12 protein-coding genes and 1 pseudogene are annotated in these 13,028 nt (G+C 38.2%); 11 read left to right on the plus strand and 2 right to left on the minus strand.

Features of this window, described 5'->3' with window-relative positions; translation table 11 throughout:
* Positions 1-259 (minus strand): annotated as a pseudogene (locus AC1DVB_RS09475) (DUF1641 domain-containing protein); the annotation flags it as partial.
* Positions 260-550: 291 nt separating this feature from the next.
* Between AC1DVB_RS09475 and AC1DVB_RS09480 the strand changes: the two are divergent.
* From AC1DVB_RS09480 to spoVK, 10 genes are all read left to right on the plus strand, one after another.
* A complete protein-coding gene (locus AC1DVB_RS09480) occupies positions 551-844 on the plus strand; it encodes a hypothetical protein (RefSeq protein ID WP_134402162.1) in 294 nt (97 codons plus the stop codon).
* Positions 845-1,242: 398 nt separating this feature from the next.
* The gene (locus AC1DVB_RS09485; RefSeq protein ID WP_057276364.1) at positions 1,243-1,698 is read left to right on the plus strand and encodes an SMI1/KNR4 family protein; all 456 of its coding nucleotides are present in this window, start codon (positions 1,243-1,245) and stop codon (positions 1,696-1,698) included.
* 72 nt (positions 1,699-1,770) lie between these two features.
* Positions 1,771-2,478 (plus strand): response regulator transcription factor, encoded by a 708-nt coding sequence (locus AC1DVB_RS09490; RefSeq protein ID WP_057276365.1) that lies wholly within the window; start codon positions 1,771-1,773, stop codon positions 2,476-2,478.
* A complete protein-coding gene (locus AC1DVB_RS09495; protein ID WP_057276366.1) occupies positions 2,475-3,536 on the plus strand; it encodes a sensor histidine kinase in 1,062 nt (353 codons plus the stop codon). Before AC1DVB_RS09490 ends, AC1DVB_RS09495 begins: the two co-directional genes overlap by 4 nt.
* 98 nt (positions 3,537-3,634) lie before the next feature.
* On the plus strand, positions 3,635-4,411 hold the full coding sequence (locus tag AC1DVB_RS09500) for an ABC transporter ATP-binding protein (RefSeq protein WP_477589060.1): 777 nt from the start codon (positions 3,635-3,637) through the stop codon (positions 4,409-4,411).
* Positions 4,389-6,329: an FtsX-like permease family protein gene (locus tag AC1DVB_RS09505; RefSeq protein WP_095678819.1), complete on the plus strand. Its 1,941-nt coding sequence runs from the start codon at positions 4,389-4,391 to the stop codon at positions 6,327-6,329. Before AC1DVB_RS09500 ends, AC1DVB_RS09505 begins: the two co-directional genes overlap by 23 nt.
* 549 nt (positions 6,330-6,878) lie before the next feature.
* The gene (locus tag AC1DVB_RS09510; RefSeq protein ID WP_057276369.1) at positions 6,879-8,201 is read left to right on the plus strand and encodes a sensor histidine kinase; all 1,323 of its coding nucleotides are present in this window, start codon (positions 6,879-6,881) and stop codon (positions 8,199-8,201) included.
* Positions 8,202-8,460: 259 nt separating this feature from the next.
* Positions 8,461-9,381 (plus strand): tRNA (adenosine(37)-N6)-dimethylallyltransferase MiaA, encoded by a 921-nt coding sequence (gene miaA / locus AC1DVB_RS09515; protein ID WP_057276404.1) that lies wholly within the window; start codon positions 8,461-8,463, stop codon positions 9,379-9,381.
* A 3-nt stretch (positions 9,382-9,384) separates the two neighbouring features.
* Positions 9,385-9,618, plus strand: a complete 234-nt coding sequence (hfq, locus tag AC1DVB_RS09520) for an RNA chaperone Hfq (RefSeq protein ID WP_034313436.1) — start codon at positions 9,385-9,387, stop codon at positions 9,616-9,618.
* A gap of 383 nt (positions 9,619-10,001) precedes the next feature.
* Positions 10,002-10,958, plus strand: coding sequence for a stage V sporulation protein K (gene spoVK / locus AC1DVB_RS09525; protein WP_477589063.1), 957 nt, complete (start codon positions 10,002-10,004; stop codon positions 10,956-10,958).
* A gap of 37 nt (positions 10,959-10,995) precedes the next feature.
* On the opposite strand, the gene AC1DVB_RS09530 is transcribed toward spoVK, so the two are convergent.
* Positions 10,996-11,604 (minus strand): trimeric intracellular cation channel family protein, encoded by a 609-nt coding sequence (locus AC1DVB_RS09530; RefSeq protein ID WP_048680928.1) that lies wholly within the window; start codon positions 11,602-11,604, stop codon positions 10,996-10,998.
* 168 nt (positions 11,605-11,772) lie between these two features.
* Between AC1DVB_RS09530 and hflX the strand changes: the two genes are divergently transcribed.
* Positions 11,773-13,026, plus strand: coding sequence for a GTPase HflX (hflX, locus tag AC1DVB_RS09535; protein ID WP_477589065.1), 1,254 nt, complete (start codon positions 11,773-11,775; stop codon positions 13,024-13,026).
* Positions 13,027-13,028 lie beyond the last annotated feature (2 nt).

Genomic DNA, 13,028 nt, shown 5'->3' on the forward strand with positions numbered 1-13,028 from the left:
GGACCACAGGTGTCGCGATCTCCGAAATGGCGCTGACCGTATCATTTTTCAACACATCATCAGTCGCAACCGATTGAGCGAAATCATAAGACTTTGTTAAAATATTCACTAACTCAGTTAGTTTTGGTAACTGCTCGACTAAAGTGTTCAATGATTCCTGAACCTCAGGCTTTAAAAGCTGATCTAAGATATCCAATTGCTCTTGGTTTGCAGAAATATTAAGTGTTTCATGTTCAGGTTTTGAGATTACATCTACCATATCTAATTCCCCTTTAAACTTAATTATTTTGATTTATGTTTTTTCCGCCGATACTACTAATCATACGACTCTAATCTCTTAATTTCAAATATTTCTTTTGTGATACGAATATAATTTTATCGTAATAATTAAGAGTTATTTGGTGGTTTTTTTGATTTATCTTAATATTCCAAAAGAGTATTAAGATTATTCTGGTTATAATACCTTAAATAAAGAGGGGATTAGAGGCATTCTACCTTGTCATTTCCTATAATAATAAATCTATAGCAGACACCTTTTTGTTTTGCTATAATGTCCATAATCTTTGACGGAATGGGATTCGAGAATATTTTATCTGATTTAGGGTACATACTATTATCGGAATTGGAGTTGATGCCCTTGGTAGAACGCAGGATGTTAAAGGTACGTGGTGAGATTATCGAAATATCCTCTAGGTATAATGAAAAATATAGTAAATGGAATTGTACAGCTAAAGTTCCTAATAGTTCCATCATTGCTTATTGTCGTGACAAGAATAAGCTTCGTGCTGAGACAGTTTCTATGAGCAGGTTATTAATTACGTATGAAGACTATAAAATTGTTTGATAAATAGAGAAAAGGCGCCCAATCTTGAAGATGAAGTTGGCGCCTTTTTTATAGAATAATATTTTATCTGCGAAATCGGGAATATATCTTCGAAAATGGAGATATATCATCGAAAACTTCTGAATTATCTGCGAAAGTATACGATTTATCGATTTTTCGACAAAACTTCGATTAAAAAAAGCTATTTTCTTAGTGAAAAGCAACGAAATTGTCAAAAAATATATCAGAAAATACTGAAAAGGATAGTAAAATTATGTTAATATATTTAAAAAAAGTATTATTTTCTAAAGTAATAATGAATAATTTATATTTAAAGGATCTCCATTAAGAAAAGGTATTTCTAAACAGCAATTAGTTCAATTGATTTTACTACAATAAAATGAAATGGAGTCGATACAATGGTGAGTATTACTGGATATGGGAAAGCGAGAGAAGAAGCAGTGAATAATTTTCAGGAATTTGTGGGTTTTGAAATTCCTGAAGATTATAAACAATTTCTCCTTAAGCATAATGGCGGCACAACTACGGTTCAAAACTGTAAGTTTTATGTAGATGGATTAGACACACTTGTATGCTTACATGCACTTTATGGATTAGAGCTTCTAGATAAAGAACTGGATTTACAGAAATGGCATGAAGAAAACAGAGAAGACTTACATAAGAATTGCATTATAATAGGTAATGATACACGTGCAGGTAAAATTTTGCTGATAAATAATGAAGAAGAAAAGGGAGTTTACTTCTGGGATCAAGGTTGGTATTCGGATCCATCAAGCCAGGATGAAAACATTTATAAAGTTGCATCGAGTTTTCAATCCTTCATTGAGGGATTGAAAGTCCCGGAGGAAATCTAATTTTATTGTAATCCCCTTGATTGGCTCATGCCATTCAAGGTTTTTTATTGTCATGTTAATGAGGAGATAAAAATGTATAAAATATTATTGGTTGAAGACGATCTCAAAATAGCTGGAATCTTGGTCAATTATTTAAAAAGGTACGGGTATGAGGTTTTTGAAGTGAAGCAACTGGACCAAGTTTTTGCGGAGTTCCAAGATATAAAGCCAGATTTGGTTTTATTGGATATTAATCTGCCCTATTATGATGGGTTCCATTGGTGCCGGCTAATAAGGACGGTTTCGAAGGTTCCTGTCATATTCATCTCTGCAAGGACAGATGAAATGAACCAAGTCATGGCCATTGAATATGGGGGAGATGACTATTTAACAAAACCGTTTCATTTGGAAGTGGTATTAGCGAAAATAAAGAGTGTACTACGTAGGGTGTATGGTGAATATGCGGATATATCTTCATTCCACCAGCAAGTAAAGGAAATGGAAGGATTAACGCTTTATACGGAAAAAGCGATGATCGAATATCAAGACAATCAGGTAACGTTAACTCAAAATGAGTTGAAATTATTGAGTTGTTTACTACGACAGTATGACACAATCGTCTCTCGTGAAGAGTTACTTGAAGCATTATGGAATGATGATTCATTTGTTGATGACAATACATTGACCGTCAATGTCACAAGGGTACGAAGAAAACTTGAGGATATTGGCATCAAGCATGCCATAACAACTAGCAGGGGAAAAGGATACCGACTAAAAATAGTGCAAGGTGAAGAAAAGTGAAGCTGAAATCCTTTATAAAAGACCGTCTTTATTTTATTTTTTATACCGCTCTATTGGTAAGCCTGCTTATTATTGCTTATACATTAGCCGTTCTGGAAGCKGGGAATCACATATCGATTTCAAATATCATCTATTTAATTATTCTCGCGTTGTTTATGATGCTTCTATTTTTAGCGGCCGATTACATAAGGCATTACCGTTTTCTTAATCAATTAGCAAGGATGAAGCAAGAAACGAGCTTGTCCTTTGAATATGTCGAAGCCTTTAGGGAACCCCTGTCAAATGAACAAAAGTTATGGATGGAACTTTTTCAACAAATGAAACAAGTAACCATTGGGCAATTACAAGAACAAATCAAACAGAAGGAGCAATATGAGCTGTTGATTCATCAATGGGTTCATCAAATGAAGACACCTGTTTCTGTCATTTCCTTACTGATTCAAGAAGGCAAAAGGACATTTTCGAATGAGCCGATGAAGGATTATCTTAAAGAGATAGAAGAAGAAAATGATCGATTTCGCAGAGGGCTGGAAATTATATTGCATGGGGCAAGGCTGCAGCGTTTTTCGGAGGATGTAAAATCGGAGCGGGTTGACTTAATTAATCTAGTCAAGCAAGTAATTAACGAGGAAAAAAAACAGTTCATCAAACGGTTCATATATCCCAGGCTTGAAACGGAGCTTGAGAATGTATATGTACATTCGGATCGTAAGTGGCTGCACTTCGCCGTTAGTCAGGTGGTCTTTAATGCACTGAAGTATTCAAGGCAGGAAGAGCATGACAGCATAACGTTCAATATCATTGAAAAAGAGTCGGAGATTTTCCTTAGGATAACAGATCAGGGAATTGGAATCGTCCCACATGATGTAAAACGGGTGTTTGATCCATTCTTTACTGGTGAGAACGGGAGAGTCAAACAAGAGTCAACCGGAATGGGACTATATCTTGTGAAGGAAATCGTTAATAGACTTGGGCATGTCGTTACCATCCAATCGACTGTATCCGAAGGGACTACTGTGGAGTTTCTCTTTAAGACAAATATCTTACATGAAAGGTGACAGAATTGTAAGGGTGCTAAACGATTATGTAATAAACTTCGATGGGAGCCTCCCGCTTTATTCATTATACTTACGGTAAGAAAGGGAGGTATTTTCGGATGTCGATTTTAAAAGCAGAACAACTATCCAAAACTTATTTTCAAAAACAGGGGAATTTATTTCATAAGGCGTTACATAATTTCACCATGAATGTACAGAAAGGGGAATTTGTCGGAGTGATGGRTCCATCCGGCAGCGGGAAAACCACCCTGCTTAACTTAATGGCCACGATTGATAAGCCAACCACAGGTAAAGTCATTCTAAATGATCAAAATCCTAATGAATTAAACAATCAGGACCTGGCATTGTTTCGCAGGAGGGAAATTGGATTTGTTTTTCAAGACTTCAACCTTCTTGATACACTTACCGTTCGCGAAAATATCCTCCTACCTTTAGCGTTAGATCGTTATAAACTGCAGGAAATGGAAAATAGGGTAAATCAGTTGGCAAGCCTTCTTGATATAGAAGGGATTTTAGAAAAGAGGACTTTTGAAATTTCTGGAGGTCAGCAGCAACGAACGGCTTGTGCAAGAGCGATGATTCATGAGCCTTCCATTATTTTAGCGGATGAACCTACTGGTAATTTGGATTCCAAATCTGCCAAGCAGGTAATGGATACCCTCACGACACTTCAGGAGAAAAAGGGAGCAACCATCCTTATGGTCACTCATGACCCGACTGCAGCCAGCTTCTGTGACCGAATTCTATTCATAAAGGATGGCAAGTTCTTTTCGGAGGTTCACAGCGGAGGGGAAAGACAGAGCTTCCATCAAAGGATTTTAGATACGTTAAGTGTTTTGGGAGGAGTCTATCATGAACATCCGACTTCTCGCTAAGAGGAATATTCAAGGAAATGCACAACGTTACCTTGCTTATTTTTTTAGTATTGTCCTTTCCGTCTCAATCTTTTTTATTTACGCATCGTTTATCTTTCATCCTGATGTGGTCCATGCGAATATTCCAGGGGGACAGTTAATTAGCAGGGGACTCATTGCAGCAGAAATAGTGATCATCATATTTTCAGTTTTTTTTATCGCTTATTCGAATGCAGCATTTATACAGCCGCGAAAAAAAGAGTTTGGGCTGCTGACACTGCTTGGAATGTCCAAATCCCAACTTAAAAAACTGATTTACCTGGAGCAAACGATGGTTTCCCTCATATCTATCCTGATTGGAGTTGGCTTAGGGTTTTTGTTCTCAAAGTTATTCTTAATGGCAATTTCTTGGTTATTGGCTGTTGAGCAACCAATATCGTTTGTCTTTGTCCCTGAGGCCTTTATTTATACCATTGTTGGTTTCATTTTGCTATTTCAGCTATTATCGCTCTTTTCATTGTTCCAAATAGGAAATGCGGAGGTAGTCGATTTACTAAAAGATAAACAAAAACCCAAAAAGACTCCCTTCGTTTCAAAGTGGTTAATTGCACTATCAGCAGTTTGCTTAAGCATTTCTTATTATTTGGCATGTACGCTGTCGTTGAACAATTCTTATATTCGAGTATTGCCCATAGTATTCTTCGTACTGATCGGCACCTATTTTTTATTCAGCCAAAGCATTGTCGCTCTATGCAGCAGGCTTTACCGGAAGAAGAAAAGCTTATATGGCGGAACGAATTTAATTACTCAAACAAACCTGATCTTCAATATTAAGGACTATTCCAGGTTATTCTTTTTGACCTCGATCATTACAGCCGTGATTTTGACAGCTGCAGGAACACTTTTCATGTTCAGTGCAGATTTAAAAAAGCAAGGGATGGATAACATTCCGCAATCAATTGGCTGGATTGAAAATGATGCTTCCGTTTATTCAGTTATTGAACCATCCGCAGTGGAGAAAATATTAAAGGAAGATGGATTCAAGATCCTTTACGAAGTAAATATGACTGGATTGTCCATCACCCACATGTTACCCCATATGAGAACGGGAGAACCCAATGAAAATAGGTCATTATTAATCTCGGAAAGTGATTATAACAATGCGGCTGCATTGCGAAAAATTGAACCAGCAAAGTTATCAGGAAAAGAAGCGTTATATATTTTTCCTTATGGGGGACTGGACTATCAATTCGTCCACAAGGGAGAACAAAAGGAGCTGCACTTTGGCAATAGAACCATTCAGGTAACAATGGTTGGTCAGCGAAATCAATCGATAGTCGCACCCATAAAAGCAGCAACGACTCTGATAGTGGTCGATGATCAGCTGTATCATGAAATCACAGCTGATGTGCCTTTAAAAGAGAAGGCAAGAGTACGAGGGTATGAAATTAAAGACTGGGAAGAATCAATGGAAACAGCTGCTAAAATCGAAAAAATGTCTAATAATCCTGACCATAATCAACTGCAAACAAGAGCTCCGATTTATCAAGAAATGAAACAGGGAAGCATATTGATTCTTTTTATCGGCTTGTTTGTCAGTCTATTATTCTTTATCGTCCAAGGGAGCATGATGTATCTGCGAGTTTTTACGAATTTAGAAGATAAAAAAATTCAAATCCATGCCCTTCATCGATTGGGGTTGACAAAAAAAGAAATACGGCAAATTTTAAGCGCCGAAATACGCATCCTCTTTTTCGCTCCGTTTCTGATAGGGGTGATTCATGCCATAGTCGCCTACGTGGCACTAAGCAATTTATTGGAATCGAATTTGTTTGCCTACTCGGCCATGGTCATCGCAACGTATTTTCTTTTTCAACTGCTGTACTATCAAGTAACTAAAAAGATGTATGAGAGGGCAGTCATCAATTCGATTAAATAGAAGCTATCATATGTAAAATGGAATCTGGGGTTCAGTCCCTGATTCCATTTTTTTTATTCAGGATTCCTCTTACTGAAACGGCATTTTCATTGATGATAAATTAGTCAATATGCACTATTGAAAGAGGAGTGATCCGATATTTTGCACGAATATATGAAATATGGTGTGATTTTACAGATTAATCCTTTACAATCTTGTAATATTTTCATATAAAGGGTAAAATTATTTATTTGAAGCGAGAATATTGAACCCCGCATCATTTATTTTTACCCTTTTCACACACATTATTATACTAAAATAATTACTTTATGGGAATAAAATGATTTATTGGAAAGTATTAATAATAGACGTGGTTTATATTAAAACAAAAAAGGTCATATGATCAAAAAAATAGTGGATGATCTGTCAATTACTTGATTTATTATAGTATTATATGCCTGGGGTTATAGAGAATATTAGATTTTTCCCTATTTCTTTATCCCTTAATATAGTAAACTCAGAATAGGTTCGTTAACTTTTAGCTGCTAGAGATGAGGTAAGTTTAATCCTATGAAAAATAAAAAGTTAAGGGCACTTCTTTATTTGACCATACTTTTATTGATTGTTTTCATTCTTCTAAATATGTTTTCAACATATTTAAGCATTAAAAATTCTGTGCAAAAATCCGTTGCCAATCAAAACTTGGTAGCTGCCAGATCTATAGCCGACTCGATGGATATGGAGGCTTATCAGCGATTTCTCAATAACCAAGTAAAGAGCCAGGATTATTTGGATATAAAAGCTTACTTAGAGGATGCCCGTGAAAAAATAGGAGCATTATATGTTTATACCATCCTGATTGATAATCCCACAGTATCCAAGTGCATGATTACTGGGTTTTCTAAAGATCATAAAGGGGATTTTCCTATCGGTGGTGCATGTACTGTTCCGCCGGAGCAGGTTAAACAGGGGTATGAAGGCAAAAGCTTCATTACCGGGATTCTAGAAGATCCGGAATATGGTGAGTATTTGACTGTGGGTGTGCCAATGAAAAATCAAGATGGCGACATTATTGGTTTTTTGGGCATTGATGTGAGCGCGGAAGATATTAATGCCATTAACGGCAAGGTATTGAAAAGCAGCATTGCCATTCTTGTTTATAATGGTGGATTTGTCATCATGCTGCTGGTTACCTTTTTTGTCATTCAAAAATGGTATCAAAAGGAACTGACACGTGAAGTGGGGGATACGGAAGATACATATCAATCGGAATTTCAATCTCTATTTGCTTCAGTCCGCTCATTAAGGCATGATTTTTCCAATCATATTCAGGTGATACATGGACTGCTTAAATTAGAAGAGAGCGCAAAAGCACTCGAATACTTAACCGGGCTTTCCAAAGAAGTGCATTCAATTGAATCGATGAAATTGGATGTGATTCATCCGGGCTTATCTGTCCTGTTGGAGACCAAAAGGCTCTCGGCCCAGAATTATAATATCGATATCGAAATTGATGTTTCACCCAAATCCTTCAATCGGATCAAAACAATCGATTTGATAAAATTATTATCAAATGTTATCGACAATGCTATTGAGGCAACAATTGAATTGCCAGAGCAAGAACGCCGAATGGATATTGCCTGCAAAGCTGATGATGAAAAGTATACGTTTTTGGTCACGAACACCGGACCAATGATTTCGGAATTAGATTTGGAGAATATATTCGTCAGCGGTTTTTCAACCAAAAAGGCACAAAAGGGCAAAGTTCGCGGACAAGGATTGTTCATCGTCAAAGACTTAGTGAATAGATATGATGGAGAGATGCATGTACAATCCTCTGAAAAAGAAACGACCGTTACGATGATCATTCCCGTAAATGGAAAAATGGGCTAAATTGATCCAAAGGAAACACATTTGATAAGAAGGTATGACCCTGAAAGGGATCATACCTTTTTTATATAAAGATGATAATTATTGCAGGTGAAAAATTGAATAAAAGTGCCTCAATTGGACATAATGGGTAGATGTTTAGCTGCTCTCAACGAGATTATGATAAGATAGGGAAAAAATCATTTAAGGCAGTGAGATTGTGAAACAACAAAAAGGAAAACTTCTCGTTATCATTGGACCGACTGCTGTTGGGAAGACAAAGATGAGCATTGAGATGGCAAAGTTATTTAATGGTGAAATTATTAGCGGAGACTCCATGCAGGTTTATAAGGGGATGGATATTGGTACTGCAAAAATCAAGAGGGAAGAAACAGAAGGAATCCCTCATTATTTACTTGATATTAAAGAACCTGATGAACCATTTAGTGCGGCAGAGTTCCAGGAGCGAGCCAATGCTTGTATCGAGGATATCCAAAGCAGAGGTAAACTTCCCATTATCGTCGGTGGAACAGGATTATACATACAATCAGTCATCTATGATTATCAATTTTCGGAGGCGCCATCTGACCCTGTTTATAGGGAGGGACTTGAAAAACAGGTAAGGGAGTCAGGAATCGATCCTGTTTTTGAACAATTACGCAGCATTGACCCGGAAAGCGCGAATCGGATTCATCCTAATAATGTAAGAAGGGTGATCAGGGCACTTGAGATTTATCATTGTACTGGTAAAACGATGAGTGAGCAGCTGAATGAACAGCCTACAGAATTCAAATATGATACGTGCATCATTGGATTGACAATGGAACGTGAAAAGTTATATCAACGCATCGATCAACGTGTTGATGTTATGGTAGAAGAAGGGCTGATTCAAGAGGTGGAGTCATTTCATGAAAAAGGTTTGAGGGATTGCCAATCGATCCAGGCTATAGGCTATAAAGAAATCTATGATTATTTTGATGGAAGGGCTTCATTGGATGAAGCCGTTGAGACATTAAAGCAAAACTCCCGTCGATACGCAAAAAGGCAATTGACCTGGTTCCGGAATAAAATGGATGTAATTTGGTTTGATATGACCGATATCGAGGGTTTTCCAAAAAAAATACATGAAATATCTGGATTTATAGCAGGAAAGCTTTTCGGTGAAGGCGAATACATAAATTTAGAGAGAAAAGAGGAGGACTAATACATGAAACAATCAGTAAATATTCAAGATCAGTTTCTTAATCAATTACGTAAAGATGGTACGTATGTGACGGTATTTTTATTAAACGGGTTCCAGATTAGAGGACAAGTGAAAGGGTTCGATAATTTTACCGTTTTATTTGAATCGGAGGGCAAGCAGCAATTAGTCTATAAACATGCGATTTCTACATTTGCTCCACAACGTAATGTTCAGATCGATTACGAAGTGAAGGAATAATCATATATATGAATGTAAAAAACAGGTTTAGCTTATAGCGACCTGTTTTTTTTTGCATGCCCTTCTCTGTCCTTTTTCAAAGAATCGATAATTTTACGTACCTTATTTGAATATATATCAAGGGACGGATTATTTTCCGGGAAACCGCAGGAAATGACATTACCCCTAATATATTGGTGAATGGGAATGGGATTTGTCGTAATAAATCCTCCAATGAAAAAATCCTGTCAGAATAAGTCGCTTTTCAAGAAGGGAATGGGGCTTAATCACGAAAGGAATAAACGGATTTTCCGATGGGATAATTTTGGCTATGCAGCATTTGCCATGCCATCATAAAAAATTGTGGTGTTAGAGTCAGGGTCCAAGATGGAGAGGTGAATGAAATGGAACAACCGATCCGTATGAAAAATAACGGGCAAATCAATATTGTGTTTAATGCGGAAAACAGAAAAGCGCTACAAAAGGATCTGCCGATAAAAGAAATTTTGGTGCAGGAAATCCCCCACCAGCATGTGGCATTGAAAGAGATTGAAGATGAATTGAAATCGCTGGTTGGAATGGAAGAAATGAAACGGATGATAAAAGAGATATATGCCTGGATTTACATCAATAAACAACGTGAGGCAAAGGGGCTGAAGACTGGCCGGCAAGCGCTGCATATGATGTTTAAAGGAAATCCGGGAACAGGGAAAACAACGGTTGCACGTTTAATCGGGAAGTTGTTTCAAAAAATGAATGTACTTTCGAAAGGGCATTTAATTGAAGCGGAGAGGGCAGATTTAGTCGGGGAATACATTGGTCATACTGCCCAAAAAACCAGGGATTTAATTAAGAAGGCCATTGGCGGAATCTTATTTATTGATGAAGCCTATTCCTTGGGAAGAGGCGGCGAAAAGGATTTTGGAAAAGAAGCCATAGATACCCTTGTCAAGCATATGGAGGATCGGCAGCATGAATTCATTTTGATCCTTGCTGGATATTCGAGGGAAATGGAATATTTCCTAAGTCTTAATCCTGGCCTTCATTCGAGGTTCCCGCTTGTTATTGATTTTCCGGATTATACGATTGAACAGTTAATGGAAATAGCCGATCGGATGCTGCAGGAAAAGGAGTATCTTATGAATCGGGATGCCGAAAGGAAATTAAGGGAACATTTAATCATATTACGTTCATTCCGGGGACCTATTTCATTCTCTAACGGTCGTTATATCCGCAATGTAATAGAAAAGTCAATTAGGGCGCAGGCGATGCGGCTTTTACTGGAAGATTCATTTGAAAAATCCGATTTATTGACGCTTACCAGCCAAGATTTGATTTTCGAGGATGAAGAGAAAGAATGACATGGAAAAGCCCACCAGGATGGCGGGCTTTTCAAATTTATGTTTTAGGCACCCATTTTTTATTAGGAAGATGCCAATTATTGGTGTAAGAAAGGACTCGCAATATCGTGATGACGGCAAAGAGTAAATAAAGCTGCCATGATTGGGATAATACACCACTGCCTAAAGCCAAGCCTGCAATGATGGCCCATACTGCGTAGATTTCTTTTCTGAAGACCAATGGCTTTCTTCCGGCCAGCACGTCACGGAGTATCCCGCCGCCGCATCCGGTTAATGCAGCTGATACTATGATGGCGCTTATTGGATGATTAAGTTCCACGGCATACATCGCCCCTTGGATGGCAAAGGCTGAGAGGCCAATGGCATCACTGAGATTTCCCCATCTGTCCCAGTGCTTTGATAGGTTTGTAGGAAAAACAAAAACGATGGTGATGGATACTAAAGCGATGACAAAATAGAAACTTTGATCCCATAAAGCTGAAACGGGGACGCCGATCAACAGATTGCGGATTGCCCCGCCGCCAAAGGCGGTTATGATTCCTAAAATATAAACTCCTAAAATATCATACTCTTCTTCCATGGCGATGATGGTTCCGCTTATAGCGAATGCAATCGTACCTATGAAGCTTAATACTTCCCATGTCATATGAATGTCCCTCTATGTCTTTTCGATTTTGATGGTAAAGCCAAATTTGATTTTAGCACGGTATCGCAATTTTTAAAACGGTTAAAAGCTTCGTTTTGAGGAAATTTTTATATATTCAATTTTTTTGTTATGATTAAGTTAAATCTACCAGAAGGTGGTGCGTGTGATTTGGAAGAGACAATAAAGGAAACGGCTGTCTTGATTGGGTGTCAAACAACTGAGACAAGTGAACACTTTGAATATTCACTCGAAGAACTGTCTTCTTTGGCGAAGACGGCGAATGCTGAGGTTTTAATGACCATCTCCCAGAAAAGGGAAAGCGTCGATCCGGCTACATATATAGGAAAAGGAAAAGTGGAAGAACTCCGGAATCTGGAAGAGGAGCTGGAGCCGGATTTATTTATCTTTAATGATGAATTATCCCCGAGCCAGATTCGGAACCTTTCGAAACAATTGGAGGCAAGGGTCATAGACCGGACACAGCTAATATTGGATATATTTGCTCAGCGGGCTCGATCCAGGGAAGGGAAGCTGCAGGTTGAACTTGCTCAGCTCCAATATTTATTGCCGCGTTTGGTTGGACAAGGGACTGCAATGTCCAGGCTAGGAGGCGGAATCGGCACAAGGGGACCAGGGGAGACGAAGCTGGAAAGCGACCGCCGCCACATCCGTGGAAAAATAGATGAAATCAAGCAGCAATTAAGTGGGATAGTGAAGCATCGTGAACGCTATCGTGATAGAAGGAAACGTAATAAGACCTTTCAAATAGCACTAGTGGGATACACGAATGCAGGTAAATCAACGCTGTTCAACCGTTTGACGGAGGCGGATTCATATGAAGAGAACCAATTATTCGCTACGCTGGATCCCATGACACGAAAGGCGATTCTTCCTAGCGGATTTACCGTGCTTCTGACGGATACGGTTGGATTCATACAAGATTTGCCGACATCTTTAATTGCCGCATTCCGCTCTACCTTGGAAGAGGTGAAAGAAGCGGATCTGCTGTTACATGTGGTCGATTCCTCAAGTACCGATTACTTTAATCATCAGAAAACGGTGCAGGATTTGCTAAATGACTTAGATGTCCCTTCCATTCCACAGCTAACGTTGTATAATAAGAAAGATAAGGTTCACGCTGATTTTGTGAGATCAGCCAGTCGTGCTTCATTAATGATCAGTGCCTATGAACAATCGGATCTGAATGAAATCATGGAAGAAATTGAAAAGTACGTGATTGAAGAAATGATCCCGTATCATGTTTTCCTGCCATCGAGTGAGGGTAAACTATTATCACAGCTGAAAAATGAAACCATATTGCGCACTCTCTCCTTTAATGAAGAATCGGAAAGATATGAATGCAAAGGTTTTTGTCTAGCTGATCATCCAATAACCGGGCAGCTGGAGAAATATTCATTATAAAG

It is taken from the genome of Peribacillus sp. P4_D6 (genome assembly GCF_056401795.1).